The organism is Algoriphagus sediminis, assembly GCF_030403435.1.
Classification (GTDB): domain Bacteria; phylum Bacteroidota; class Bacteroidia; order Cytophagales; family Cyclobacteriaceae; genus Algoriphagus; species Algoriphagus sediminis.
Map to the genome: position 1 here is coordinate 569,755 of NZ_JAUEPH010000003.1, position 25,862 is coordinate 595,616.

25 protein-coding genes are annotated in these 25,862 nt (G+C 42.2%); 11 read left to right on the forward strand and 14 right to left on the reverse strand.

What is annotated here, in order from left to right:
• Window positions 1–3: 3 nt before the first annotated feature.
• Window positions 4–1,029, forward strand: a complete 1,026-nt coding sequence (locus QVH07_RS08870) for a S1 family peptidase (RefSeq protein ID WP_289999810.1) — start codon at window positions 4–6, stop codon at window positions 1,027–1,029.
• Between the two features lie 3 nt (window positions 1,030–1,032).
• On the opposite strand, the gene QVH07_RS08875 is transcribed toward QVH07_RS08870, so the two are convergent.
• On the reverse strand, window positions 1,033–1,986 hold the full coding sequence (locus QVH07_RS08875; RefSeq protein ID WP_289999811.1) for a pyridoxal-phosphate dependent enzyme: 954 nt from the start codon (window positions 1,984–1,986) through the stop codon (window positions 1,033–1,035).
• Window positions 1,987–2,086: 100 nt separating this feature from the next.
• Here QVH07_RS08875 and QVH07_RS08880 point away from each other — a divergent pair, with 100 nt between their 5' ends.
• Window positions 2,087–2,758 carry a peptidoglycan DD-metalloendopeptidase family protein gene (locus QVH07_RS08880; protein ID WP_289999812.1) on the forward strand — a complete coding sequence of 224 codons (672 nt, stop codon included), beginning with the start codon at window positions 2,087–2,089 and terminating at the stop codon, window positions 2,756–2,758.
• On the opposite strand, the gene QVH07_RS08885 is transcribed toward QVH07_RS08880, so the two are convergent.
• Window positions 2,755–3,525 (reverse strand): type III pantothenate kinase, encoded by a 771-nt coding sequence (locus tag QVH07_RS08885; RefSeq protein ID WP_289999813.1) that lies wholly within the window; start codon window positions 3,523–3,525, stop codon window positions 2,755–2,757. The two genes, QVH07_RS08880 and QVH07_RS08885, sit on opposite strands and share 4 nt — an antisense overlap.
• 68 nt (window positions 3,526–3,593) lie before the next feature.
• Here QVH07_RS08885 and QVH07_RS08890 point away from each other — a divergent pair, with 68 nt between their 5' ends.
• On the forward strand, window positions 3,594–4,076 hold the full coding sequence (locus QVH07_RS08890; RefSeq protein WP_289999814.1) for a GNAT family N-acetyltransferase: 483 nt from the start codon (window positions 3,594–3,596) through the stop codon (window positions 4,074–4,076).
• 32 nt (window positions 4,077–4,108) lie between these two features.
• On the opposite strand, the gene guaB is transcribed toward QVH07_RS08890, so the two are convergent.
• The 5 genes from guaB to QVH07_RS08915 form a co-directional block, all read right to left on the reverse strand.
• Window positions 4,109–5,587 (reverse strand): IMP dehydrogenase, encoded by a 1,479-nt coding sequence (guaB, locus tag QVH07_RS08895; RefSeq protein ID WP_289999815.1) that lies wholly within the window; start codon window positions 5,585–5,587, stop codon window positions 4,109–4,111.
• A gap of 90 nt (window positions 5,588–5,677) precedes the next feature.
• Complete coding sequence (locus tag QVH07_RS08900) at window positions 5,678–6,448, reverse strand: hypothetical protein (protein WP_289999816.1); 771 nt, start codon at window positions 6,446–6,448, stop codon at window positions 5,678–5,680.
• Window positions 6,426–6,878: an ABA4-like family protein gene (locus QVH07_RS08905; RefSeq protein WP_289999817.1), complete on the reverse strand. Its 453-nt coding sequence runs from the start codon at window positions 6,876–6,878 to the stop codon at window positions 6,426–6,428. The genes QVH07_RS08900 and QVH07_RS08905 overlap by 23 nt, the downstream gene beginning before the upstream one ends.
• Window positions 6,879–6,935: 57 nt before the next feature.
• Window positions 6,936–8,123 (reverse strand): RsmB/NOP family class I SAM-dependent RNA methyltransferase, encoded by a 1,188-nt coding sequence (locus QVH07_RS08910; protein WP_289999818.1) that lies wholly within the window; start codon window positions 8,121–8,123, stop codon window positions 6,936–6,938.
• 54 nt (window positions 8,124–8,177) lie between these two features.
• Window positions 8,178–8,972, reverse strand: a complete 795-nt coding sequence (locus QVH07_RS08915) for a hypothetical protein (RefSeq protein WP_289999819.1) — start codon at window positions 8,970–8,972, stop codon at window positions 8,178–8,180.
• A gap of 54 nt (window positions 8,973–9,026) precedes the next feature.
• On the opposite strand from QVH07_RS08915, the gene prmC reads away from it, so the two are divergent.
• Window positions 9,027–9,863, forward strand: coding sequence for a peptide chain release factor N(5)-glutamine methyltransferase (prmC, locus tag QVH07_RS08920; protein WP_289999820.1), 837 nt, complete (start codon window positions 9,027–9,029; stop codon window positions 9,861–9,863).
• Here the strand turns inward: prmC and QVH07_RS08925 are convergent.
• On the reverse strand, window positions 9,847–10,467 hold the full coding sequence (locus QVH07_RS08925) for a thiamine pyrophosphokinase (protein ID WP_289999821.1): 621 nt from the start codon (window positions 10,465–10,467) through the stop codon (window positions 9,847–9,849). The genes prmC and QVH07_RS08925 overlap by 17 nt on opposite strands.
• Window positions 10,467–11,456, reverse strand: coding sequence for a dipeptidase (locus QVH07_RS08930; RefSeq protein ID WP_289999822.1), 990 nt, complete (start codon window positions 11,454–11,456; stop codon window positions 10,467–10,469). The genes QVH07_RS08925 and QVH07_RS08930 overlap by 1 nt, the downstream gene beginning before the upstream one ends.
• Window positions 11,457–11,542: 86 nt before the next feature.
• On the opposite strand from QVH07_RS08930, the gene QVH07_RS08935 reads away from it, so the two are divergent.
• The 6 genes from QVH07_RS08935 to QVH07_RS08960 all read left to right on the forward strand — a co-directional run bounded on the left by QVH07_RS08935 (window position 11,543) and on the right by QVH07_RS08960 (window position 19,396).
• Window positions 11,543–12,055, forward strand: coding sequence for a 3-hydroxyanthranilate 3,4-dioxygenase (locus tag QVH07_RS08935; RefSeq protein WP_289999823.1), 513 nt, complete (start codon window positions 11,543–11,545; stop codon window positions 12,053–12,055).
• A gap of 30 nt (window positions 12,056–12,085) precedes the next feature.
• Window positions 12,086–13,372 (forward strand): kynureninase, encoded by a 1,287-nt coding sequence (gene kynU / locus QVH07_RS08940; RefSeq protein WP_289999824.1) that lies wholly within the window; start codon window positions 12,086–12,088, stop codon window positions 13,370–13,372.
• Window positions 13,373–13,397: 25 nt separating this feature from the next.
• Window positions 13,398–14,750 (forward strand): FAD-dependent oxidoreductase, encoded by a 1,353-nt coding sequence (locus QVH07_RS08945; RefSeq protein WP_289999825.1) that lies wholly within the window; start codon window positions 13,398–13,400, stop codon window positions 14,748–14,750.
• A gap of 174 nt (window positions 14,751–14,924) precedes the next feature.
• The gene (locus tag QVH07_RS08950; RefSeq protein ID WP_289999826.1) at window positions 14,925–17,480 is read left to right on the forward strand and encodes a DUF7133 domain-containing protein; all 2,556 of its coding nucleotides are present in this window, start codon (window positions 14,925–14,927) and stop codon (window positions 17,478–17,480) included.
• 6 nt (window positions 17,481–17,486) lie between these two features.
• Complete coding sequence (locus tag QVH07_RS08955) at window positions 17,487–18,581, forward strand: sugar phosphate isomerase/epimerase family protein (protein WP_289999827.1); 1,095 nt, start codon at window positions 17,487–17,489, stop codon at window positions 18,579–18,581.
• A gap of 23 nt (window positions 18,582–18,604) precedes the next feature.
• A complete protein-coding gene (locus QVH07_RS08960) occupies window positions 18,605–19,396 on the forward strand; it encodes an SDR family NAD(P)-dependent oxidoreductase (RefSeq protein ID WP_289999828.1) in 792 nt (263 codons plus the stop codon).
• On the opposite strand, the gene QVH07_RS08965 is transcribed toward QVH07_RS08960, so the two are convergent.
• The 5 genes from QVH07_RS08965 to tpiA all read right to left on the reverse strand — a co-directional run bounded on the left by QVH07_RS08965 (window position 19,397) and on the right by tpiA (window position 25,284).
• Window positions 19,397–20,932: a GH3 auxin-responsive promoter family protein gene (locus QVH07_RS08965; RefSeq protein ID WP_289999829.1), complete on the reverse strand. Its 1,536-nt coding sequence runs from the start codon at window positions 20,930–20,932 to the stop codon at window positions 19,397–19,399.
• Window positions 20,932–21,669, reverse strand: a complete 738-nt coding sequence (lptB, locus tag QVH07_RS08970) for an LPS export ABC transporter ATP-binding protein (RefSeq protein WP_289999830.1) — start codon at window positions 21,667–21,669, stop codon at window positions 20,932–20,934. Before lptB ends, QVH07_RS08965 begins: the two co-directional genes overlap by 1 nt.
• Before the next feature lies 1 nt (window position 21,670).
• Entirely contained in the window at window positions 21,671–23,395 is a 1,725-nt protein-coding gene (gene recJ, locus QVH07_RS08975; RefSeq protein ID WP_289999831.1) for a single-stranded-DNA-specific exonuclease RecJ, read from the reverse strand.
• A gap of 287 nt (window positions 23,396–23,682) precedes the next feature.
• On the reverse strand, window positions 23,683–24,516 hold the full coding sequence (prmA, locus tag QVH07_RS08985) for a 50S ribosomal protein L11 methyltransferase (protein ID WP_289999833.1): 834 nt from the start codon (window positions 24,514–24,516) through the stop codon (window positions 23,683–23,685).
• Window positions 24,517–24,522: 6 nt separating this feature from the next.
• Window positions 24,523–25,284 carry a triose-phosphate isomerase gene (gene tpiA / locus QVH07_RS08990; protein WP_289999834.1) on the reverse strand — a complete coding sequence of 254 codons (762 nt, stop codon included), beginning with the start codon at window positions 25,282–25,284 and terminating at the stop codon, window positions 24,523–24,525.
• A 76-nt stretch (window positions 25,285–25,360) separates the two neighbouring features.
• Between tpiA and QVH07_RS08995 the strand changes: the two genes are divergently transcribed.
• On the forward strand, window positions 25,361–25,861 hold the full coding sequence (locus tag QVH07_RS08995; RefSeq protein ID WP_289999835.1) for a regulatory protein RecX: 501 nt from the start codon (window positions 25,361–25,363) through the stop codon (window positions 25,859–25,861).
• Window position 25,862 lies beyond the last annotated feature (1 nt).

Genomic DNA, 25,862 nt, shown 5'->3' on the forward strand with positions numbered 1-25,862 from the left:
GATGTGAAAATTCTAAGAAATTCTTTTATCTGGGTTACAGTATTAGGTCTTGTGGCAAGCTGTGGTGAGGAAGAAAATCCTTTTCCTCCAGGTCCCGGACCAGATGGTGATATCACCTTCGGAATTCGTGGAGATCTCGACTTAAGCGATTATGAGAGAGTGGCTAGGAATGATGCTCCCTATAATACAAGCGAGTACCCTGATTTTTCACCTGTTGTTTCCTTTGTTTACAGTATCAATGGGTCCGATGAATATGATTTCGTTGCTTCGGGAGTCCTCATTAGTCCGGATTGGATTTTGAGTGCCGGACATAATTTCTTCGTTTCTGATGACCAATCTTCACCTGCCCCAGAATCTGGAATTCGGGCGGTCTATGGTGATGACCCCAATAATGAAGATAATTATCTCGAGGTGGAAGAAGTAATCTACTTTCCAACATGGTTGGAGGATGACGATATATTTGGTAAAGCCAATGATTTCTGCCTTGTGAGACTGAAGGAGCCATTAAATGGTATTACCCCTGCAAAAATGCTCACCACTGAATCAGAACCTTTGAATACCTTGGTTTGGGCATGTGGTTTTGGAGATTATTCTCAAGAACCAGGTCAAGATCCAGATTTTTATTCCTTGAAACATGCTACTTCCAGTATTCTGGATAGGGTGGTAGGTGGAATTACATCTTCATCTTCAGCAGGAACGTTCACTGGTGGTTTGTTGGCCGTGGATTTTGATTCCCCAAGTGGACAAATCAACACACTGGGTGATGATTATATTTCACCTGATGAGCCTCTTTTGGGAACTGGAACCAGTAGCCCAACTGTAACCGAATTTGAGGCAGGAGCAGTTCAAGGTGATAGTGGTGGACCGCTATTCGTTCGAGTGAATGGAGAATGGCTGGTGGCCGGAATATTATCCGGTTCGGCCGAAGAGCCTTTTATCGGACACGTTGGTAATAGCTATGGGGAAATAGATATTTACACCCGTGTTTCCTTAGCTTACGATTGGATTAATGAGGTGACAGGATTGTAGGCTTTAGAAGGGAAGTTTTTCTAAATCTACATTACCTCCGGAGAGGATAATCCCTACTTTTTTTCCTTGAAACTTAGATTTGTTGGCAAGTAAAGCCGCCAGAGGCACAGCACAGGATGGTTCTATGATGATCTTCATGCGCTCATAAATCAGTCTCATAGCCGAAACTATTTCATCATCGCTCGCAAGTAGAATGTCTTTGACATACTTCTGAATGATTTCAAAATTAAGCTCACCTAAAGAGGTTAAAAGCCCATCTGCGATCGTATTAGGGTTAGTTTGTGGGATTAGCCTACCTGCTTTAAAAGACTGGTAAGCATCATCGGCCCCTTTTGGCTCTGCTCCATATACTTCAATTTCAGGATCCCAATAATGAGACAAAAGCGCAGTCCCTCCGAGCAAACCTCCTCCCCCGACTGGGGCCATTAAAACTTCCAGATTGTCTTGTGCTTCTAAGAATTCCAGGGCACAAGTAGCCTGACCCTCTATCACATCCATATAATCGTATGGAGGGATAAAAGTAGCTCCAGTTTCATTTACCACCTTTTCCAAATTGGTTTCTCGCGCTTTTAGCGTGGGTTTACATTCTATTATTTTACCACCATATCCTTTGACCGCTTTTTTCTTGATTTCTGGTGCATTGGATGGCATTACTATATAAGATGGGATTCCAGCAACTGAAGCGGCCCTTGCCAATGCGGCGGCGTGATTTCCACTGGAGTGGGTAGCTACTCCCTTCTTTTTTTGCTCATCGGATAGCTTCATCACAGAGTTGGCAGCACCCCGGGCTTTGAAAGCTCCTACTTTTTGGAAGTTTTCACACTTGAAAAACAGCTCACAACCCGCTAATTCATTTATGGCAGAGCTGGTGAGGATAGGAGTATTATGGATGAATGACTTTATTCTTACTGCTGCAAATCGAATGTCATTGAAACTGGGGAATTCCTGTTTTTCCATAGTGAAATGTAAAAATTAATCTGCGACAAAAGAAAGGTTCTAAACCAGAGTTTTTACATGAAGAGTTTAGGATAAAGAATCATTTTTTTAACATTTGAAGATGAATTGGAATGAACCATTGATCTTCCCGATTATGGGGGAAGATTTGACCCATGAGAACAGCCTTAAAATGGATTTTTCTCCTGCAAATGAAGAATTGAAAAAGGTTGATTTGAGTAGTACTGAAGCTTTTAATCGATTTGTATTTGGGCAGTTGAAGTCGGAAAATAAGAAATTTGGCCTTGGTGGCTATCTAGAGAAAAGAGCCATTTACCAAAGGTCGGACATGTTTGCCACCAAACAGGAAGATTTTCGAAACATCCATTTGGGGGTTGATATTTGGGTGGAGGCTGGTGCAGAAGTTTTTGTACCCTTGGATGGAGAAGTTGTGGGTGTTCAGGATAATAAAGGCTTTGCGGATTATGGACCTACGATTATTCTAAAGCACGATTGGGAAGGTAAGACACTTTTCTCCCTTTATGGTCATCTGTCAAGAGAGGATTTGAAATTTCTGGAGGTAGGTCAAAGGGTTATTTCAGGAGAATTGCTTTGCCACGTGGGGCCATATCCTGAAAATGGGGATTGGCCACCTCATCTTCATTTCCAATTAATGCGGGATATGGAAAAGAATTCAGGGGATTATCCCGGAGTTTGCTCTGAAAGGGAAAAAGAACACTTCTCAAAGAACTGTCCTGACCCTAACCTTTTTCTGAATTCGAAGGTGCTGGATTAGGTGTTTGCCAAAGTCATAAGGCGAAGACCTCTTAGTGTCAAATTTTTATCAGACTCATCAAATACCTCTTGGAGATTGGTCAGAATTTCAGATAGACCGCCTGTGGCAATGACCTTAAAAGATAGCCCGGTTTCTGATTTGATCTTCTGAATCATTTCTTTGACCAAGCCTGAATAACCGTAAAGAATACCTGCCTGAATCGCGTGAACGGTGTTTTTGCCAATGACTGACTTAGGAAGTTTGAGTTCGACCTGAGGGAGTTTAGCGGTACCCGAAGACAATGAGCGAATAGCAGTCTTCAATCCAGGGACGATACTCACTCCTAAAACCTGACCGGAATCATCTATGACGGTAAAGGTCAGGGCTGTTCCAAAATCCACTACGATGCTGGCCTGTTGGAACCTATCCCAGGCTGCCAGGACATTACACATTAAATCTGTCCCGATCTCATCCGGCCTGATGGTTTTCACCGGAAGCTTTGAGTAGCTTTTACTACTAATTAGATAAGCTTTGGTACCCAGGAAGCTTTGGCAGTAATCCAAAAGAATGGGATTGATATGTGGAACTACCGAGCTAATTCCTATTTTCTCAATGTCCTGAGGGCCTAAGCCATGCTCCAGAAAATAAAGCGGTACTTTTTTGGCAAGCTGGGCCCTGAGGCTTTCGGGTTCAGTATCCAATCTGAAATGATTGGTCCAGGTTTGATTTTCTTCATTATGGATGGCGAAAACTATATTCGAGTTGCCAACATCAATCGCTAAAAACATATATGGGGCTTTTGATTAAATTTAGTCCTTCAGTTTTTCAAAATCTAATTTAATCTCAGATTGTAAACATGTTCAGGTTAAGAGAAGGAGTAAAAGAAGATCTACCCAGGGTTTTAGAGTTAATTAAAGAACTCGCCATTTATGAAAAAGCCCCGGATGAAGTCGATAATACTGTAGAGCTGATGGAAGAACAAGGCTTTGGTAAAAATCCTGTCTTTGGTTTTTTTGTCTGTGAGAAAGAGTCAACAGGAGAAATAATCGGTACGGCTATTTATTATTACCGTTATTCTACCTGGAAAGGCAAGCGAATTTACCTGGAGGATTTAATTGTGACTGAAGAAGAAAGAGGGCAGGGTGCTGGAAAGATGCTCTTCGATTCCATCATCCAGAAAGGGCTTGAAGAAGGTTGCTCAGGAATGATGTGGCAGGTTTTGGATTGGAATGAGCCGGCTATAAACTTTTACAAAAAATACTACAACGCCACCATTGATGAGCAATGGTTCAATTGCAGTTTACAAGACTCAGAAATGAGGGAAATTTTAAACAAATAAAAAAAGGCTGGTTGAAAAACCAGCCTTCCATTTTATGATTTTAAGCTATAGTTTGGAGCTTCACGGGTTACGCTTACATCATGAGGATGTGATTCCTTCACGCCCGCCGCGGTGATTTTCACAAATTTGCCATTCTTCTTCAGATCTTCGATGGTGGCTGTACCACAATATCCCATCCCAGCCTGAAGACCTCCTACTAATTGATAAAGAACCTCAGCCACAAGACCTTTATAAGGCACTCGCCCAACGATTCCCTCTGGAACTAGCTTTTTGATATTATCTTCAGCATCCTGGAAGTATCTATCTTTTGATCCGGATTCCATGGCCTCCAAAGAACCCATTCCGCGGTAAGACTTGAATTTTCTTCCCTGGAAAATGATCATTTCACCGGGAGCTTCTTCAGTTCCAGCAAGTAAGGATCCAATCATGATGGAATTTCCTCCTGCCGCTATGGCTTTAACCAAATCTCCTGAATATCTGATACCACCGTCTGCAATGACCGGTACATTCCTATCCTTAAGTGCTTCAGAGCATTCGAATACTGCTGATAACTGTGGAACTCCCACACCTGCAATAATCCTGGTGGTACAAATAGATCCTGGTCCAACACCAACTTTCACAGCATCTGCTCCAGCATCCGCCAATGCGATAGCTGCTTCTGCCGTGGCAATATTTCCCACGATCACCTCCAGCTCTGGAAATGCATCTTTGATTTTTCTACAGGTTTCAATTACACCTTTAGAATGGCCGTGAGCAGTATCTATAGAAACTACATCCACTCCTGCTTTTACCAAGGCTTCCACTCGGTCCACAATATCGGCCGTTACGCCTACCGCGGCACCTACCCGAAGTCTTCCGTACTCATCTTTACAGGCATGTGGTTTATCCTTTCGCTTCAGAATGTCCTTATAAGTAATCAGACCTGAAAGCTTATTATCCTCATCCACAATGGGAAGCTTTTCGATTTTATATTCCTGAAGAATCTCCTCGGCTTCTTCCAAGGACACCCCTGACTTTGCCGTAATGACATTTTCAGTCGTCATAATCTCTTTTATTGGCCGATTTTGATCCTTGATGAATCTTAGGTCTCTATTGGTAATGATTCCTTTTAAAACACGTTTTTCATCCACCACAGGAATCCCTCCTATGTGATATTCCTTCATGATAGATTCGGCGTCTTTAACTTTGGCACTGACGTGCAAAGTGATTGGGTCCAAGATCATCCCTGCTTGAGATCTTTTCACTTTTCTGACTTGAGCAGCCTGCTGCTCGATGCTCATGTTTTTATGAATAAATCCCAATCCACCCTCCAAGGCGATAGCAATAGCAAGCTCTGCTTCGGTAACTGTATCCATGGCCGCAGAGACCAGAGGAATATTCAGTCGGATGTTTTTGGTTAATTGTGTGGAGGTATCAGTGTCTCGGGGGAGAACTTCTGAGTATCCTGGAACTAGAAGCACGTCATCGTAGGTGAGAGCTTCGTAGAGGAACTTGTCTGAATTTCTGTTCATAGCAAATATCGGTTATAGGTAACCCTATTTGCCCGCCAAAGATACACACAAAATCCCGAGTGGTAAAAAGCCTTTGAAAAATAATTTTAACTATAGAAAACCGAGAAAGCTTTTTCCCTGAAGAGCATACCAAAAAGTGCCAGAAGAAAGAATAATATATAATACCCCAAAGGCCCATATTCCTTTAGGGTTATGGCGAAAAATGTACCAGCCGGCAAGAGATAAAACCTGTAGCCCATGCAAGGCAAAAAAGTGAAATATTCTTAGGTCTCCGTAAGCTTTGGCCCAGCTTAAAAAGAAAATACCTTCCTGACCGTCAGCCGCTCCCACGGTATGACTCAACCTTGCCGCCATAATGTAACCCTCATACCCCCCTATGAGAAAAATGATCAGTCCCAACATCACTCCAACCTTATAACCCTTTGCCAAACCTTTTTCTCTTGCGAAAAGGATTAGCAGATAAACATAGAACAAGGAATTGACAAAAATAAGTATGCCCATAATTCCGAAAAGAATACCATCGGTAGGGGAGGACACATTGAAATGAGAAGCCTTGCCCTGGAAAGCTTGAAAAGTAATGATTACAAGTTCTCCAGCCAGACAAATTACTGTTCCAATGCTAATAAGTCGAACCGCTTTTCGATTCGAAATATCATTCATCAGCCACCCTGTGGTCCAAAATAATACTGCAATGGATAAATAAAACTTAATGGGCTTGTTCCAAATATTGACCCCATAAAGCTGACGACCATCAAGAAAAGAGAGAATCACCATCCCTAGGCAAATGATAAAACAAATTAGCCCTGAGTAAGCCAGAAGCCTATTTCTCCTTACTAATTCAAAATACCAGCTCTTCATCATAAGGGTGATGTGGGAATCTTTTCAAATGAACTGTTCTTATGATTATGTACAAGAGAAGACCTGCCGGACCGAGCATAAAAGTGCCAAGGAGGCAAGGTAGAATCACCCATCTGTTGATTCCCCTTTTTTTGGCATCTTGAGTAATCCACATTCCCACGAAGAGGTCAAAAACCAGATAGTGAATCCATCCGGCCAGTACTGCTTCATCCTTTGAAAAAAGAGCCTTGACATTTGCCAGGCTATCAAATCCCCCCTGTGAATCACCTCCCAGACCTGAGGCTATAAACCAAATGTATGTCAGTGCCATAAGCACAAAAACTCCTGAGAAGATTACAGTGAAAACCCATTTCTTTTTGTAGAAAACGAAAAGGAATATCCAACTGAAAAATGCAACCGAGTTGACGATGGAAAATATTTGTTCGAGTGTCATAGGCCTGATTTTTCTTTAAAGTACATAATTGTACCCTAAGTTTCAGACCTCCAGGCTCTACTTTTTTAGAAGTCGTGCGATGTAAAAACCATCAAAACCACTCTCCTGAGAGAGAATTCTTTGCTCATCCATTAACTCAAAATTCTTTCCGGCCTCACTACTGAGAAACTTTTGGACCTGCTCCTGATTTTCAGAAGGAAGGACACTGCATGTCGCATATACCATTTGCCCTCCGGGCTTAAGCATGGTTGGGTAAGTTTGAAGAATTTCAGCCTGAGTTTCTTGTACCTTTTTGATGGATTCTTCTGAGAGTTTCCATTTGGTATCCGGGTTTCGGCGTAAGACACCCAAGCCAGAACATGGAACATCCAGAAGTAGTCGATCAGCTGACTCCTTTAGACGTTTGATCGTTTTAGAACCCTCGATGAGCTTTCGTTCAATAATAGAAACTCCAGATCTTCTGGCTCTCAGTTTGGTTTGTTGAAGTTTCCATTCTTCCAGATCCATGGCGATTATCTTTCCCTTATTCTCCATTTTTGCAGCGATGTGCAAAGCTTTACCACCGGCACCAGCGCAGGCATCTATTACACGCATGCCTGGCTCTACCGCCATAGCCTCAGCTACCAATTGGGAAGAGCCATCCTGTACCTCAAAAAGTCCCTCCTTGAAAGCAGGATTTTGGAAAACATTCTGTCTTTCTTCCAGAATAAGGGCATCCGGATAGCCTTTAATGGTATGGGTTAAAATTCCGTCTTCTTTTAATCGGTTCTTAAGTTTTTCGCGATTTGCCTTAATGGTATTTACTCTCAAAACCACTTCAGCTTCCTGGTTAAGACTGTGAACTTCATCCATCCATTTGTCTCCCAGTTCTTTTTCTCCCAGCTGATATAACCAATCAGGAAAAGACTCTATGGTGGCAGGATCTTCTAGAGATTCATATTTCCCCTTAAGTCTCTCTGGATTTAGGCCTTTAAACTCTTCCCAAGGAGGAAGCTCGTTTCCCTTCATCAGCCAGTAAGTCCCGAAGAGATCCCAGTAGTCTTTAGACTTGCTGAGATAATTGATCAGTCGCCACCAGCGGACCATATCATAAGTAGTTTCCGCTATGAAGGCTCTATCCTTAGCTCCCCATTTTGGATTAGATTTAAGCGTTCTGGCAATGACCTTATCCGCATATTGTCCCTCTTCGAAAATCGCCTCAAGAGCAGAATGTACTCCTTTGATGGTATTGTTGTGTAGCCTCATCCTTTGTTTACTAATTGCACAAAGGTAGGATTTCTTTATGAAGGATTTATGAAATTAAAATGGGCTGAAAACTAAACCCAAACGAATTCCTTCCCTACTGACTGCTGAGCCAAAATCTGTGTAGGAACCCATATAGGCTTCGATCTTATCAAAAATTGGATCAGTCGAGGAAGAGTCAAAGTCTCCGGTTCTGGCATCTGAGATATTTTGTCGCCTCAATTCAAGCAAATTGGCGCGAAGCTCAAGCTTAATCCAGTCGCTTGCCTGATAAGCAAATGCGGCATCCACCCCAAACCTCCAATTCTCTTTTCGGATAGGCACCTGCAAAGGTCCAGCAACAATGCTAAGACAGTTGATACACGGATCAAAAAATCCAGAAGGGTAATAGATATTAAGGTTACCGGAATCTCCGGATTCTCTCATGACGTATGGGCTTAGATTGATTGAGGTTTTTGCTCCAAGCGTAAAGTACCTTCTTGCGAAGAGACCTACTCCAAAGAGGTTGTTATCAATCGAAACATCGTAGATATCTGTTCTGGAATTATAGCCTACAACCATTCCATCTTCACCAATGATCGGGTTTTCATAAGTAAATGGGAATGAATTCAATTGCTGCTCATAGGAGTTGATGCTGGACATAATTCCTACATCCCATTTGTCGCTGACCTTTAGTCCTATCATAGGACGAATACTTGAGAATTTCTCATTTTCAATTCCGAAGTTGCTTCCGTCCTTTATGGATTTTTGCCAGTAGCTTCCGTCTAGACCGAACCAAAAATTGTTGTCGGTTTGAGCTGTTGCAAAAGAAGTGATGAGTGAGAATAGATAGATAAAGTAAATTCTTTTCATAGTTGGTTTGCTAGTTTGGTACTTTTACGGCAAAGTCTACTGCGGAGTTAAATTATGAGTCAGTTATTTCGACAAATTAAAGGCTGGGTAGCTCAGCTTGAGCAATACGATTCGGTGGAGGCTGAGTCATTGGTTTCCTGGCTTTTGGAAAAGCATTTTGGGATCAGCAAGAAGGATTGGAACAACGATATAGATATTGAAAAGCCTGAGCTTTTCCTTGCTGATTTAAAGGGTCTTGCCACAGGGAAACCCATACAATATATTCTGGGCGAAGCTCCATTTTATGGGCGTGATTTTTTAGTAAACGAGGCGACTTTGATTCCCCGGAATGAGACTGAAGAGTTGGTTCACTGGATATTGACGGAAAACAAAAGAGCGGCTTATTCATTTTTGGACATAGGGACTGGTACAGGTTGCATCCCTATCACCTTACTTCTCGAGTTGGGTTCGGGGAAAGCCTACGGTTTAGATGTTTCTAGGGAAGCTTTGGCGGTAGCTGAATCAAATCAAAATCGATTTAATACAGATGTAAATTTCTTTCAGGGAGATATTTTTAAAGAAATTATATCTCTGCCAAAACTAGATTTTGTGGTGAGTAATCCACCGTATGTTTTGGAGTCGGATAAGCTTCAGATGGAAAGAAATGTACTTGAATTTGAGCCAGAAAAGGCCCTTTTTGTATCTGACGATAATCCTCTCATTTTCTACAAAAGAATAGCCTCGGTTTCCAAGAAGCTACTCAGAAATGGAGGGAAACTGTATTTCGAAATCCATGAAAAATTTGGGAATGAACTCGCTGAAATATTGGCATCTGAAGGTTATGAATCCATAGAAATCAAAAAAGATCTGAACGGTAAGGATAGAATGGCAAGGGCTATTTGGAAGCCTTGAGTTCTTCCCCGATCCAAAAAACCTCCTTTGCTTCCAAAGCTGTGGTGCCCTCTGGAACTTCAAATTGAGTCAGATATAAATTTGGAACAATTGTCACTCCAGATTCATTACTGATTTGGATGGGTAAATCATCCTTTGCAAGAAATCTCAAGGTAGATTCCCTAAACCATTTGGAGAGCTTTTTATGGCGTACAGGATAGTACTTCCAGTTTTGGTCAATGATAGTCAAGTTTATCTTATCCAGCAAGGAATTAAGTTCCAAGAATTTTGAGTGATCATAGCCTACCAGATGTGCTGCAAAATGATCTGTGGCTAGTAAATATTTGATTCCATCACTCAGGAAATTTTCACTTTCAGATTGCAAAAAAATAATGGGGGATTGTTCATTCAAGAGATTTTTATTTACGTTTTGAAATTTCTCAGTTGCTATCAGGACATCTACTTTAACCCCCCAGCTAATTACTTTTTCAAGAGATTTTTCCGTGGCTATGACGGTTGGAACCCATTCCAGCATTGGGCCTATACTGTCAAAAGAAACCCCAACAGTATCAAGGATGAAAACTGCAGGTTCCTGTTGCTCTTTTACAAAATGATGCGATGACATTAGCTCCAGAGTTTTTGGTAAAAATTCAAGGAATTTTGATAGGCTAGACCTTTGAGTTTTTCCTTGGTCAACCTTTGATTCAGATGATCCAGAATCGAAGGATATTTACTTGCATTTTCTGCCAAAGGAAAATAGAAAGGAAATCTTTTAGGGTCAGGGAAGTCTCTAGTGTAGAAAAAATCTGCGCCGAAGCAGATGGCCTTTTCCCCACCGATTGAAAACCCATGGAGGATATGCTCATAAAGTCTTTCAGGAACTTCATTATCTAAAAAAGCTCTTAGGAAATTTACTCCCAGAAGGCCTTCTCGATGAATCAATTCTTTTGCAAACTCGTCAGAAATATTTCTTGGGTGACTCCAGATCGACCTAAAATTGGAATGGCTGGCAATCACCGGGATTTCCAATCCCTTTTGAGTTATATGGTTTAATATTCCTCCAGCCAGTTCATCTGAAGTATGAGATAAATCAACAGGAATTTTAAGGCCGTCCATTAAATCAAGCAGCCTTTTTCCATCTTCTTTTAGCCCAATTCCGGAGGTATAGTTTCCTCCTCCAAATCGATTTTCAGTATGATGAGTCAGACTGATATAGGCTAGTTGACCAGTCAGTGAGCGAATTTTCTGAAACTGTTTTTCAATTTCAGAAAATGATGCCTTTTCATTTCCCAGACCCGCTGCATTTTCGATCGAAGCGATTAAAGATACTTTTTCTAAGGAGGGCCAATTATCTAGATTTTGAACTAGATGAATGAGATCATTCGGGTATTTAGAAGGAAGTTCGCTGAATATTTTGGCCTGATTCAGGGCCGAATTCATAGATTCTGGAGAAACTCCTGTATAAATGGCACAAACCTGAGTTTTGACATTTCCCTTCTTTAAATATGGAACCGCACAAGGCAAATACTCACTCGCATCATAAGGACTCGCTTCAGGGAATTTATCCAAGTAGGAAAGCAAATCGCAATGCATGTCAAAAATCGGGAGGGGCATAAACAGTATGTTTGAAACAAAGTAAGCCAAAAATCAATTGGATTTTAATACTTTTAATTTCAAAAAAAGATTAACCAAAGCCAGAAATGAGCATTTCAAAACCCTTCAATTTTAACAAGTGGATCGATGACAACAGGCATCTGCTTAAGCCACCGGTAGGAAACCAGCAGGTTTACAAAGGCAATGATGATTTTATAGTCATGGTAGTCGGGGGTCCAAATGCCAGGAAAGATTATCACTACGAAGAAGGGGAAGAATTTTTCTACCAGATAGAGGGAGACATTGTTCTCAAGATCATAGAGGATGGAAAACCGAAAGATGTGGAAATCAAAGAAGGTGAAATCTTCCTTCTTCCTCCCAGAGTACCCCATTCGCCTCAGCGCCCTGCAAATACTGTCGGCCTGGTAATGGAAAGATATCGGAGAAAAGGAGAAAAAGATGGTTTTCTCTGGTATTGCGAAAATTGCGGGAATAAGCTTCATGAAGAATATGTGGAGCTTACTGATATCGTGAAGCAGCTTGCCCCAATCATGGAAAGGTTTTGGAAAAATGATAAATACCGGACTTGTAAATCATGCGGGACTTACATGGAAAAGTAAACACTTTCACTGTTCCAGACTTATGAACCTATGAGCAATATTGAATATCAGTTTAGCGAGGACTTTGCCCGAGAGATGGATAAAAAGGATCCATTGGCAGGTTTTCGGAATGAGTTCCTGTTTCCGCAGATTAATGGTAATCCAGCGATTTATTTCTGTGGAAATTCTTTGGGCCTTCAGCCAAAAAACACCAAAGCCTACATCGATAAGGAACTTCAAAATTGGAGTGAGCTCGCTGTAGATGGTCATTTCGAGGGGGAGGATGCCTGGATGTATATCAGGCAAAAATCGAAGCCCGCTCTCGCTGAGATAGTGGGTGCACATACCCATGAGGTGGTTGCCATGAATAATCTCACTAGTAATCTTCACTTTCTATTAGTCAGTTTTTTTCAGCCAAAAGGCAAAAGGAATAAGATAATTTGCGAGGCAGGGGCTTTTCCCTCTGATCAATATGCTTTAGAAAGTCAGGTAAAATTTCATGGGCTCAATCCTGATGAAGTGATTGTGGAGTTGGCACCAAGACAAGGAGAACACACGTTGAGGACTGAGGACATCATCAATAAAATTGAAGAGGTCGGGGAAGAACTTGCGCTTGTGATGATGGGTGGAATCCAGTATTACTCGGGTCAGCTCTTTGACATGAAATCCATCACAGAGGCCGCTCATAAGATAGATGCTTATTGTGGATTTGATTTGGCACATGCCATGGGCAATGCCCCCCTCAGCCTGCATGACTGGAATGTAGACTTCGCTACATGGTGTAGTTATAAGTATTTAAACTCCGGTCCTGGGAATATTTCAGGAATCTTTGTGCATGAACGCTTTGCTGATAATGCGGACTTACCAAGATTTGCTGGCTGGTGGGGACACGATGAGGGTCAAAGGTTTCTGATGGAGAAAGGCTTTATCCCAATGCACGGAGCGGACGGTTGGCAAGTGGCTAATTCTAATGTTCTAGCTTTGGCAGCACATCAAGCTTCACTGGATTTATTCCAAAAAGCCGGGATCAAAAATCTCAGGAAGAAAAGTGAGATTCTCACAGGGTATCTTGAGTTTCTGATTGAGCAAATAAGCGGAGAATCAGGTGTTTTGGAAATAATTACGCCTAGAAGCCCATCGGAAAGGGGCTGTCAGTTATCTTTGCTAATCCATAAAGGCGGTAAGGCAGTCTTTGACTCCTGGTACGGAAAGGGTGTGGTTGGCGATTGGAGAAATCCGAATGTGATCAGACTGGCTCCAACGCCCATGTACAATAGCTTCACGGACGTGTATCAATTTGGCCGGATTCTGGAACAATCCCTCGCTGAGTTCGCTTAATCAATTGACAGTAAATTAGTTCCTGATGAAAAACAACAAGGTAACTCTTCTTGGTGCTGGATTAATCGGCTCTCTTATGTCCATTTACCTGAGGAGACAGGGTTTGGATGTTAAGGTCTATGATAAGCGACCAGACAAAAGAAAAACGCCTTTTACTGAAGGTGGACGCTCCATAAATATGGCTCTAAGCACACGTGGTTGGAAAAGTTTGGAGGAGTGTGGTCTTAAAGACAAGGTTTTGCCTTTGGCAATTCCGATGTATGGCCGAAGAATTCATGATGAGCATGGAGGAACTACTTTTGCGCCCTATGGGAAGGAAGACCAGGCGATTTACTCTATTTCTAGAGGAGGATTCAATCAGCTTCTGGCTGAAGAAGCCGAAAGACTGGGAGCTGAATTCTGCTTTGATCACAAGGCTAAAGACACTGACTTCAGAACTCAGGAGATTACCTTTGAAACCCCGGAGGGTGATAAGGTGATCCAATCAGATGTTATAATTGGGGCAGATGGGGCTTACTCATCCTTGCGTATGTCCATGCAAAAGCAAATCCGCTTTAATTATAAGCAGGAGTACATTTCGCACGGTTACAAGGAATTGACTATACCTCCTACTGAGGATGGTGAATTTGCAATGGATCCCAATGCGCTTCATATCTGGCCAAGGGGTAAATTTATGCTCATTGCCCTGCCCAACCCGGATAAATCCTTCACCGGGACCTTATTCCTGCCTTTTGAAGGAACCAAAGTTTGTTTCGATAAAATTCAGGATGCTGGTGATTTAACCAGTGTTTTTAAAGCCTACTTCGAGGATGCATATCAACTTATGCCAGATCTGACCGAAGAGTTTTTCCGAAATCCTACTTCAGCATTGATTAATGTAGAATGTTATCCTTGGGTTAATGGTCAAAGTCTCTTGATCGGGGATGCCTCCCATGCCATGGTGCCATTTTATGGTCAGGGTATGAATTGTGGCTTTGAAGATTGTTCCATTCTAAATGGGCTAATTGAAAAATACGGAACCAGCAGCTGGGATATGGTTTTTGAGAAATTCCAGAAAATCCGAAAGGATGATACTGCGGCTATTTGCCAGATGGCAATGGATAACTTCGTAGAGATGAGGGATACAGTGGCAGATCCTAAATTCATGCTCAGGAAAAAAATTGAGGCAAAGCTTCATGAACTGTATCCAAAAGACTGGGTTCCGCTTTATACCATGGTGACTTTTACGGACATTCCTTATGCAGAGGCATATGCCCAGGGTAAATTACAGGAATCCATTATGGATAAGGTGATGTCAAATCCCTTAATCACGGAAAATTGGAATAAGATGGATTATGAGGAAATTATCAATCAGCTTGATTCAGCCAAAGCAGTCTAAGGACTGCTTTTTTATTTATACAGCTTCCTGACTTCTCTTTCAAATAGATTTTTTACCGAATGTCCTTTATGATTTTGGGAATACCACCAATAAGTGGTAAAATATGTTCACTTAGTTGATTTTCAGGCTACTTAAGCTTGGACTTTGATTAAAGAATACCCAAAATAATTCCTGATGTTACGTAGTTTATTCATTGGCTCTGCTGTTGGACTGTTGTTGTTGACAGCTTGTGAAGAAAAGAAAAGCATTCCTGTTGAAACTGAGGATTCACCAGCTAGAAGTGCTGAGGAGGAAATGAAAACATTCGTCTTGGAAGAAGGATTCAAAATTCAGTTGGTAGCATCTGAGCCTCTAGTGCAGGATCCTATTGCCATGTCATTTGATGAAGATGGTCGGCTTTGGGTGGTAGAAATGCGTGGTTTTATGACCGATCTGGAAGGTTCAGAAGAGGATAAGCCAATCGGTAGAATATCAATTCTTGAGGATACGGATTCAGACGGGCAAATGGATAAAGGCACAGTGTATCTGGACAGCCTGGTAATGCCAAGGGCTGTAGGCCTGGTAAGAGGAGGGGCCTTGATTGCAGAGAATAATTCCCTTTGGATGACTCAGGATTTGGATGGTGATTTAGTCGCCGATACCAAGGTTTTATTTGACTCCACTTATTCCCAAAATGGAATTCCTGAGCACTCGGATAATGGCTTGCTGAGGGCAATGGATAATTGGTATTATTCAGCCAAGTCTAGACTTCGGTACAAGGAGGTTGATGGTGAATGGATTCGTGATAGTACGGAAGCAAGAGGCCAATGGGGGTTAAGTCAGGATGATGAGGGTCGCCTCATTTATAATTACAATTGGTCACAACTCCATGGAGATCTTGTTCCTCCAAATTATTTATCTCGTAACGCAAATCATAGGCCATCTACAGGTATTGATCATGGATTGACTATTGACCGAAAGGTCTTCCCAATCCGTTCAAATCCTGCAGTAAACAGGGGCTATATTCCTGGCACCTTGGATGAGAGAAACAGATTATTGGAGTTTACAGCAGCATGTTCCCCATTGGTTTACAGAAGCGAAACTTTCCCCAAGGAGTATTATGGAAATGTATTCGTTTGTGAACCCTCAGGCAATTTGATCAAGCGAAATGTGGTAGAGGAAAATGGGGCCATTCTCACCGCCTTTGATCCTAATCCTGGAACTGAATTTTTAGCATCTACAGATGAGCGTTTCAGGCCAACCAACACAGCCCTCGGCCCAGATGGAGGTCTTTACATCTCCGATATGTATAGAGGGTTGATTCAGCATGGAGCTTATGTAACACCCTATTTGAAAGAGCAAACTATTGAAAGGGGGTTGGTTTTGCCGGTACATCTCGGTAGGATTTGGAGAATTGTTCCTGAAGATTGGGAGCCTTCTCCCTCACCTAAATATTCACAAGCGAGTACTGAAGACCTGGTCGAGGCACTTTCACACGAGAATGGCTGGCATAGGGATATGGCACAGCGATTATTGGTTGAGCGAAATGATCCTCTTGCGGTTGCGTTGCTTGAAAAAACACTTGAAGATGGAGCTTCGGAAAAAGGCCGTCTTCATGCTTTATGGGCTTTGGAAGGACTCGGTCAATTGAATTCCTCTATTCTCGTTAGGTTACTGGATGATAATTCGATTCCGATTAAGAATGCCGCCCTCCGAATTTTGGAGCAGGAGTCCAAAAACTCAGATGAGCTAAAAAATGCATTGGCTTTGAAACTCGAGCAAATGTCACAGACTCCTAACCAGAAGGAAGCCTTACAAATTGCTCTTAGCTCAGAGGCCTTAGATGCCCCGTTCGCTATCCAAACTTTGAAACCGATTCTCGCCAATCATGGTGAGGAGCCTCTAATTAGAGACGCGGTGATGAGCAGCCTTGAAGGGAAAGAATTTGAATTAATGCAGGCCCTCTGGAATGAGCCAGACTGGTCCGAGCCTAGTATGGAAAGGGAGATTTTTATGGAAAATCTTGCCTCTGCTGTTGTAAAAAATGGAGATGCAGATGAGTTGGAGGCTACCTTGGCTCTGATTAATTCTTCAAATCAGGAGTTTGGATGGAGAGAGAAAAGCGTACTGATGGCCATGTCTATTCAGGCTGCTGATCCTGCATATGTCGGTAGTATTCAATTGGCAAGTTCACCTGAGCTTTTCTCAAGATCTGATTTGCCCCTGGATGATAAAAAAATAGGAACACTAAAAAGCTTGTTCGTATGGCCTGGTCATGAACCTGAGCTATTAGCCAGTTCTTCCGGTATCCTTGACGAAGGAGCGAGGAAACAATTTGCCGAAGGCCGACAAAAATATCTCACGAGCTGTGCAGGCTGTCATGGCTCTGACGGAAAAGGAGCAACGAGAATGGGACCGCCACTTGCCGGTTCAGAATGGGTTTTAGGGGATGAAAAGCGTTTGGCTTTGATCTTACTGCACGGGATGGAAGGTCCGCTAGAGGTAGCGGGAAAAACTTATGATGCTCCAGAAATCTTACCAGTCATGCCTTCACATTCGACCATGGATGACGGAAGTATCGCATCCATACTTACCTATATTCGAAACGAATGGGGAAATGAGGCGCCACCAATATCCAGGGGAACAGTAGGGTTTACCAGGCACCGATCCCAAGGGCGAGTGTATCCCTGGAGTGCACCGGAGCTGAATGAGCATATACAGAGAGAGGCTGAAGCCAAACCAGAAGAATAGCCTAAAATGATAAACCCCAGCCAAATTTTCGAATCAAATACCAGGAGATCCTTTTTAAAAAAGTCAAGTCTCGGACTTCTTGCTTTGACCCTGCCTTTTACTTCCTTACCAAAGCCGCTTCGTGGAGTGGGCATGGGGGTTGTGGTCCATTCTTATTGGTCCCGCTGGGGAGCAGACAAGGGCTCTATCAAATATCCCGGATTTGAGAATGCTTTGGATCTAATGAGGCATTGTCACTCTATAGGTGCAGGCGGAGTACAAGTTGGGGTGAGAAATTGGGCGAGTGATTTTGCCAAGGAGGTCCGGGATGAAAGAGAAAATCTGGGTCTTTACCTGGAAGGAAGTATAGGACTTCCAAAAAACGAGAATGAGGTTTCGGCTTTTGAAGAGGAAGTTCGCTCCGCAAAGGAAGCTGGGGCTACTGTTTTGAGAACCGCCTGTCTAAGTGGGAGAAGATATGAGACATTTGATTCAGCTGAATCCTACCAAAAATTCAAACAAGAATCCATTCAGGCCATCCAAAGGGCAGAACCCATCATTAGAAAACATAAAATGAGACTAGCTGTGGAGAACCATAAGGATTGGTTTTCTCAGGAGCTGGTCGAAATGATCGAAACTATTGGTAGTAATTGGGTAGGAGCTACTCTGGATTTTGGCAATAATGTGAGCCTTCTGGAGCATCCAATGGATGTAATACGGAATCTTGCACCTGTGTCATATTCTACTCATGTGAAAGATATGGGAGTTCGCGAATATGAGGGTGGTTTTCTGTTATCTGAGGTGCCTTTAGGGGAGGGAATCGTTGATTTAGAGGAGGCGGTAAAGCTTTGCCAAAAAGCAAACTCAGACATCCGGTTTTCCTTAGAAATGATCACAAGAGATCCATTGAAAGTGCCCTGTAAGACGGATAAATATTGGGAGACCTTCGGCGAAAAGTCAGAAAAAAACCTTGAAGAAACCATGAAATTTGTAAGTGAACATAGCTTTGCGGCAGAGCTGCCAAAGCTGGAGGGTTTAACTTCTGAAGAAAAGCTCGCCAATGAAGAAAATAATATTATCGCTTGTTTAGATTACAGTAAATCTGAACTTGGACTTACTTAAAAAATTAAAACCCAACCATAAAAATGAGTACAGCAAACACACCATTACCAGGAATTAAACTTTTTGATCTAAGCGGAAGGACGGCCATCATCACCGGGGGCTCTAAAGGGCTTGGCCTGGCTATGGCGGAAGGACTTGCGTCTGCAGGATGTAATGTGGTGTTCGTGAGTAGAAATGGGGAGGAAGGTGCTGCCTCAGCGGAAAAGGTTGCCAAAAATTTCGGTGTTCAGGCCAGAGCATTCTCTGCCGATGTAACGGATTTACCTGCTTTGGAAAAAATCGCAAAAGAGGTCTTTGATGAATTTGGACGAATAGATGTACTGATCAATAGTGCCGGAATTAATATCCGGGGAGCCATTGATGAATTAACACCTGATGATTTTCAAAAGGTGATGGACATCAATGTGAATGGAACATGGAATGCGTGCAGAGCAGTCACACCTTATATGAAAAAAGCCGAGAAGGGAAGTATCATTAATCTGGCAAGTACACTTGGATTAGTTGGCCTGGCGAATAGAACTCCTTATGCCACGAGCAAAGGAGCTGTAGTGCAACTGACCAGAGCTTTGGCACTGGAATTTGCTCCTTTCAACATTACGGTTAATGCCATTTGTCCTGGACCATTTTTAACAGAAATGAATACTCCGATCGCTGATACCGAAGAAGGTAAAAAGTTTGTGGTAGGAGCTACCGCTCTTGGGCGATGGGGTAAACTGGAAGAAATTCAAGGAGCAGCGATTTATTTGGCGAGTGATGCCGGAACCTATATGGTAGGATCTATGCTAACTGTGGATGGAGGCTGGACCGCCAGATAATCAAGAGCTAGCTTCTTCAGGAATCATTTCTAGGATTTCCTCAAGAAAATTCCGCTCATTAGATAGTCTGGGTACCTTATGTTGTCCTCCTAGCTTCCCTCTTTTTGCCAGCCAGCTATCGAAAATACCTGCTGGTGCAAGATGAATTATCGGTTTTGTGAGAGCCAAATCCTTATACCTTTTGGCATCGTAGTCAGAATTAATTTCTCTTAGGTTTTTATCCAGGAGAGAGCCGAATTCTTCCATGTTAGTGGGTTCTGAGTGAAACTCCACGATCCATTCATGAGCACCTTTTGAGCCATCTCTGTCAAAATAAACTGGGGCAGCGGTGAAATTAGAAATGGAGGCAGAGGTCTGATCTGCAGCTTTCTGAATCGCTCTTTCGGCATTCTCCACGATAACCTCTTCTCCAAAAGCATTGATAAAGTGCTTGGTTCTTCCAGAGATTCTAAATCGATAAGGATCGGTAGAAGTGAATTTAATGGTATCGCCTATTTTGTATCTCCAGAGACCGCCATTGGTTGTTATGAGTAAGGCATAGTTTTTATCCACTTCGACGCCTTTTAAAGAGACCACTTTTGGGTCTTCTTTTTCCCAATCTTCCATGGGTATAAATTCAAAGAAAACGCCATAATCCAACATCAATAGTAACTCGTCAGAATCTGGTTGATCCTGTAGTCCAAAGAAACCCTCAGATGCATTATAAGTTTCCATGTATCTCATCTTGGATGAGGGGATAAGTTTTTCGAATACTGATCTGTAAGGACCGAAAGCTACCGCACCATGGAAGAAGACCTCAAGATTTGGCCAAACCTGAAGGATATTATCCGCTTTTTTAAGCTCCAAAATCTTTTGTAATAATACAATGGTCCAAGTAGGGACACCTGTAATGGTTATTACATTTTCATCCATGGTGTCTCTGGCAAGCTTTTCAATTTTCGCTTCCCATTCATCCATTAATGCAACATTAAGGCTTGGCGTTCGGATAATTTGAGCCCAAATGGGAAGATTTTGCATGATAACTGCTGAGATATCACCGGCTTTGGCAGTTCCCTGTGGGTTGAGGGGATTTTTTTCCAAGCTGCCCCCAATGGCCAGATTCTTCCCACTGAACATTTTAGTGTCCGGATTATTTTTCACATAAACCGAAACCAAGTCTTTGCCACCTTTGTAATGGCATTCCTCCAGGCTTTCGGTGCTCACGGGAATATATTTGCTTCTACTTGATGTGGTTCCAGAAGACTTTGCAAACCATTCGATATCGGTGTTCCAAATTACCCTTTGCTCACCAGCCATAGTCTGGTCTATGTAGGGCTTCATGCTCTCATAGTCATGAATGGGAACACGATCGACAAAATCCTGATAGGATTTGATGTTCTTAAAATCGTGGGATTTACCGAATTTGGTTTTTTTACCTGCCTCTATAAGTTCATCGAAGATTTCCTTCTGGGCCTCATGGGGATGAGATTTGAAGTTTTCAATTTGCTTCAATCGGCTTTTAAAAAGCCAGGCCATGAAAGAATTGATGATCTCCATTAGCTAAAAGTTTTTCTTTTGAGTTCGAATTGGCTCCCAAGATAAACTTTTCTCACTTGTTCATCGGCTGCTAGTTCCTCAGCGCTTCCTGCTTTTAAAAGGGAACCTTCGAACATCAAATAAGCTCGGTCCGTAATGGAAAGTGTTTCGTTTACATTGTGATCTGTAATCAAGATTCCGATGTTTTTATTCTTGAGCCTTGCCACAATGGTTTGAATCTCCTCAACTGCGATCGGGTCCACCCCTGCGAAAGGCTCATCCAAGAGGACAAACTTTGGGTCCACGGCTAGAGCTCTAGCGATTTCCGTTCTCCTTCTTTCACCTCCAGAAAGCACCATTCCAAGGTTTTTCCGAACATGTGTGAGTGAGAATTCTTCAAGTAGACTTTCAGTTTTTTCTTTACGCTCCGCTTTAGTCATGGACGTCATTTCGAGCACCGCCATTATATTCTCCTCAACTGAAAGCTTCCGAAAAACTGAGGCTTCCTGTGCCAGGTAGCCTATTCCTTGCTTTGCCCTTTTGTACATCGGAAGACTGGTGATGTTCTCATTTTCAAGAAAAATTTCACCATGATTTGGCTGAATCAGGCCGACAATCATATAAAAAGAAGTGGTTTTTCCAGCCCCATTAGGACCGAGGAGTCCTACAATTTCCCCCTGCTCTACTTCTACGGTGATGTCATTCACCACCTTTCTGCCTTTGTATATTTTTACCAGGTTTTCTCCTCGGAGTTTCATATCAGTCAAATTTGATGTCTTTCACATAAACTTGCAAACTACTATTGCCTCGAAAGACATTTTCCCGAATCTCTCCGAGCATGTTAAAGCGGATTTTGCTTCGCAAAAGTCCCAATGTGGTTCGATCCTGATCTTTGACAGGGTCCGCCATCCCAAAACCCAGGCAAACTATACTTTGGTCCTGACCTTCCTGATGAATAGTGAAGCGTATGTGTTTCTCCTTCAATACGGAAATATTCTCCGCATAGACGTTTTTAAACATAAAAATTGGTTCTGGATTTCCAGGACCGAATGGGGCCATTTGCTTCAGGATACTGTAAAACTTTGGGGTGACATCATCCAGTTTTATTTCATCGTCAAATTCAATCACCGGGGTCAAGTGCTTTTCCTTAATCCGGACTTTTACTACCTCCTCAAACCTTTCCTGAAATTCCTGAACCTTATCCATGGAAAGAGTAAGTCCAGCAGCATATTTGTGCCCTCCAAATTGCTCCAGTAAATCTGAGCATTCGGATATGGCATTGTAGATATTAAAACCTACCACGGAGCGTGCACTGCCTGTGGCTTTTCCATTGGACTCTGTGAGAATAATGGTTGGTCTGTAGTATTGCTCTATGCATCTGCTGGCCACAATACCAATCACTCCCTTATGCCAGTCGTTTTTAAATAAAACGGTGCTATTCCATTCCCTTTCTTCTTCACGTGTGGCAATCATTTCTAAAGCTTCCCTAGTAATATTCTCATCAAAATTCCGCCTGGTGCTGTTCACTATATCAACCGCCTTCGCCAGCTTTTCAGCTTCAATTAAGTTCTCGGAAATTAAAAGCTCAACACTTGCACCAGCATGTTCCAACCTTCCTGAGGCATTGATTCTTGGTCCGATTTTAAAAACGATATCTGAAATGGTGATATCACTACCTAGTTTTCCGGCCATAATAAGCGCCTGCATTCCTGGTCTAGGCGAAGTATTGAGTTGTTTTAAGCCAAAATATGCTAGGGTTCGGTTTTCACCTGTAATAGGAACGATGTCGGCAGCAATACTAACCACCAGCAAATCAAGTAGAGGGTAAAGGATGTCTTCAGATTTACCCAGCTTTCTACAAATTGCCTGTGAAAGTTTAAATCCTACGCCGCATCCGCTGAGTTCTTTGTATGGATAATTGCAGTCCTTTCTTTTTGCATCCAAAATAGCTACTGCGGGAGGAAGTACTTCTCCCGGAGTGTGATGATCACAAATGATGAAATCTACCGATAGTTCTTTTGCAAGGGTTACATTTTCTATCGCCTTGATCCCACAGTCTAGGGCAATTACAAGAGAGAACCCTTCGTCTGAGGCATAGCGAACTCCTTTTTCAGATATTCCGTAACCTTCCTGATATCGATCTGGAATATAATAATCGATCTTGGAATGGAGCGTTTTTAGAAAGGAGTAGAGCAAAGCTACTGCCGTGGTACCATCCACGTCATAATCTCCATAGATCAGGATTTTTTCATCATTGGAAATGGCCTGAAGTATTCGCTCTACCGCCAGATCCATATCCTTCATCAGGAAAGGGTCATGAAGGGATTTGAGGTCAGGTCTGAAAAACACTTTAGCCTCTGCGAAGTCTTTTATACCTCTTTGAAGGAGGATGTTTGCCAAAATGGAATTGACATTGATTTGCTCTTGAAGAGTGGCAATGTCCATTTCATCAGCTTCAGGCACAGACTTCCAGATGTACATCATAAGGCTAAGTTAAACAATAGGCAGGAGACCTCATGTTCCCAATTTTGCAATTGGATAAGGCAAATTTAGAAGGGACTGATAATCAATTGTATTAGCCTAAGGGATTTTTTTTGAAGTTTTATACTTTGAATAAAAGTATGCTGGAAAGATTAGAGCTTTGAGCTTCCAGTCGTTTTTTTCGCTTAGGCTGAGGTTTGAATCTTCGTGGACTTCGCGGTACATTTTTCCCGCCAAAAGGCAATGCCCAATCAGAAGCAAAAAGACAACTGCATAAAGGATTAATTCGCTCATGGCTTCTGGAAAATAATTGCTGCCCAGCTGTCCTTCAACCCCGTTTTGATCAGCTTCAAACCAAGCTCAGTGGCCTTTTTGGACAAATCCTTTATGTCTGAATCATAAAACCCACTGAGCAAAAGATAGCCTTTCGAGGATAATAGGCTAACATAAATCTCCATTTCATCAAGAAGAATGTTCTTATTGATATTCGCTAGGATGATGTCGAAGGGGCCAGTTAGTTTTATATCTCGAATGGTTCCATGTCCCATGGTCACGGGCAGGCCATTTAATTCGAAATTTTCATTTCCATTTTCAACAGACCATTCGTCTATATCAAAGGCTTCAATTTTCGCAGCACCCAGCTGATGGGCCATGATAGCCAAAATACCGGTCCCTGAACCTACATCCAGAACTCTTTTGCCTTCATGTTCTTTGGCCAGTTCGCCCTGATGTTTCAGCATCAAATAAGTCGTGGCATGATGACCTGTCCCAAAAGACATTTTAGGATTGATTAAAATTTCATGCTGATACCCTTCTAAGGGTTTATGAAAAGAAGCCCGGACGTAAACAAGATCATCCACTGAAATGGGATCATAATTTTTTTCCCATTCCTCATTCCAATTTTTTTTCTCCAGTTTGCCTTCCTCAATAATCAGGTCGGCGAGATCTTTATATTGATTTACTAAATCTTCGAATCTTCGGCCATCAAAATCATCAGAAAGAATATACGCATCAATGCCTTGGTCGGTCTCTAAAAATGAATCAAATCCAATATCAGATAATTCGGCCATCAGGATTTCCCTGAATTCTTCCGAGCAGGAAATTTTGAACTCCAGGTAATCCATTTGGTCTCAATAAGACTTAATGATGTCCACAAAATCTCTGGATTTCAATGAAGCTCCTCCGATCAGGCCTCCATCAACATCTTCTTTCGAAAGCAATTCCTTTGCATTGCCAGGCTTCATACTCCCTCCGTAAAGAATCGGAGTCTTATTGGCGAGGTCCTTACCGAACTTGCTTGCAATATGTCTTCGTAGTGCCAGATGCATTTCTTGCGCTTCTTCCGCCGTAGCAGTTTTACCTGTGCCAATGGCCCAAATAGGTTCATAGGCGATAACCACTTTAGACATTTCTTCGGGAGAAAGATCGAATAAACTTTGAGTTAATTGGAACTTCACATTCGGAATGTGAGTGCCGGCTGTACGGATATCCAGAGATTCTCCACAGCAGAAAATTGGGGTCAAACCATGTTCCAAAGCTTTTTTGACCTTAGTAGCCAAAAGTTCGTTTTCTTCATTGAAGTATTCTCTTCGTTCACTGTGTCCAATAATCACAAAATCTGTATTGAAGGACTTTAAAATTTTAGCGGATACCTCTCCGGTGTACGCTCCTTCCTCCTTATCCGAGCAGTTTTGGGCACCCACGAAGACATTTGCTGTGCTACCAATCAGTTTTTTAACCGTTGAAATATGCGGAAAAGGTACATTTAGAACCACTTCTACATCTGAAATGGACTCGTCTTTGTACATATTTACGATTTCAGAAGTGAGCTTTTGCCCCTCTTCATAAGTCATATTCATTTTCCAGTTCCCGGCAATAATTTTTTTCCGCATGATCAGTTCGACTATTTTAGATGTATAAAAATATAAGTGATTAAGATTTAAGGACTCCAAATTACAGAATTTGTCCATGTGGCGAAAAAATTACTCAGGTGAAGCCCGAAAAAATTCCTGGGAGCCGGAAGAGGTGAAGGAAAAAATGATGGCCTATTGTGCCTATCAGGAAAGGTGTATCTGGGACGCTAAAAGGAAAATGTTTGAAAAGCAGGTTTCTGAAGATGTTCAGGAGGAAGTTATTGGGTATTTACTGGATGAAAAGTTTATTGATGAGGAGCGCTTCGCCAAAGCTTTTTGCAGGGGCAAATTCAACATGAAGAAATGGGGGAGAAAGCGGCTTTCTATGGAGCTGAAAATGAGGAAAATTCCTGAAGAACTTATCCGAAAAGGACTTTCTGAAATCGACCCTTACGCTTATTATGATACTCTGCTTTTCGAACTGGAAAAAAGATGGGCTCGGGAGAAAGAGGGCGATCTAAGGAAGAAAAAGTACAAAGTCACCCAATACCTGATGTCAAGAGGATACGAGTACGATTTGATCAAAGAAGCTATTGAGGATTTTTCAGAGAAATAGA

Coding starts and splice junctions, on each gene's coding strand:
- QVH07_RS08915 (WP_289999819.1), bottom strand. CDS start 8,972: ATGAAAAGAATTTACTTTATCTATCTATTCTCACTCATCACTTCTTTT.
- lptB (WP_289999830.1), bottom strand. CDS start 21,669: ATGAAACTCCGAGGAGAAAACCTGGTAAAAATATACAAAGGCAGAAAG.
- QVH07_RS08910 (WP_289999818.1), bottom strand. CDS start 8,123: ATGAGGCTACACAACAATACCATCAAAGGAGTACATTCTGCTCTTGAG.
- QVH07_RS08875 (WP_289999811.1), bottom strand. CDS start 1,986: ATGGAAAAACAGGAATTCCCCAGTTTCAATGACATTCGATTTGCAGCA.
- QVH07_RS08955 (WP_289999827.1), top strand. CDS start 17,487: ATGATAAACCCCAGCCAAATTTTCGAATCAAATACCAGGAGATCCTTT.
- QVH07_RS08885 (WP_289999813.1), bottom strand. CDS start 3,525: ATGTTTTTAGCGATTGATGTTGGCAACTCGAATATAGTTTTCGCCATC.
- tpiA (WP_289999834.1), bottom strand. CDS start 25,284: ATGCGGAAAAAAATTATTGCCGGGAACTGGAAAATGAATATGACTTAT.
- QVH07_RS08930 (WP_289999822.1), bottom strand. CDS start 11,456: ATGCCCCTCCCGATTTTTGACATGCATTGCGATTTGCTTTCCTACTTG.
- prmC (WP_289999820.1), top strand. CDS start 9,027: ATGAGTCAGTTATTTCGACAAATTAAAGGCTGGGTAGCTCAGCTTGAG.
- QVH07_RS08935 (WP_289999823.1), top strand. CDS start 11,543: ATGAGCATTTCAAAACCCTTCAATTTTAACAAGTGGATCGATGACAAC.
- QVH07_RS08905 (WP_289999817.1), bottom strand. CDS start 6,878: ATGACACTCGAACAAATATTTTCCATCGTCAACTCGGTTGCATTTTTC.
- QVH07_RS08995 (WP_289999835.1), top strand. CDS start 25,361: ATGTGGCGAAAAAATTACTCAGGTGAAGCCCGAAAAAATTCCTGGGAG.
- QVH07_RS08890 (WP_289999814.1), top strand. CDS start 3,594: ATGTTCAGGTTAAGAGAAGGAGTAAAAGAAGATCTACCCAGGGTTTTA.
- QVH07_RS08900 (WP_289999816.1), bottom strand. CDS start 6,448: ATGATGAAGAGCTGGTATTTTGAATTAGTAAGGAGAAATAGGCTTCTG.
- guaB (WP_289999815.1), bottom strand. CDS start 5,587: ATGAACAGAAATTCAGACAAGTTCCTCTACGAAGCTCTCACCTACGAT.
- QVH07_RS08965 (WP_289999829.1), bottom strand. CDS start 20,932: ATGGAGATCATCAATTCTTTCATGGCCTGGCTTTTTAAAAGCCGATTG.
- kynU (WP_289999824.1), top strand. CDS start 12,086: ATGAGCAATATTGAATATCAGTTTAGCGAGGACTTTGCCCGAGAGATG.
- QVH07_RS08945 (WP_289999825.1), top strand. CDS start 13,398: ATGAAAAACAACAAGGTAACTCTTCTTGGTGCTGGATTAATCGGCTCT.
- recJ (WP_289999831.1), bottom strand. CDS start 23,395: ATGATGTACATCTGGAAGTCTGTGCCTGAAGCTGATGAAATGGACATT.
- prmA (WP_289999833.1), bottom strand. CDS start 24,516: ATGGATTACCTGGAGTTCAAAATTTCCTGCTCGGAAGAATTCAGGGAA.
- QVH07_RS08960 (WP_289999828.1), top strand. CDS start 18,605: ATGAGTACAGCAAACACACCATTACCAGGAATTAAACTTTTTGATCTA.
- QVH07_RS08950 (WP_289999826.1), top strand. CDS start 14,925: ATGTTACGTAGTTTATTCATTGGCTCTGCTGTTGGACTGTTGTTGTTG.
- QVH07_RS08880 (WP_289999812.1), top strand. CDS start 2,087: ATGAATTGGAATGAACCATTGATCTTCCCGATTATGGGGGAAGATTTG.
- QVH07_RS08925 (WP_289999821.1), bottom strand. CDS start 10,467: ATGTCATCGCATCATTTTGTAAAAGAGCAACAGGAACCTGCAGTTTTC.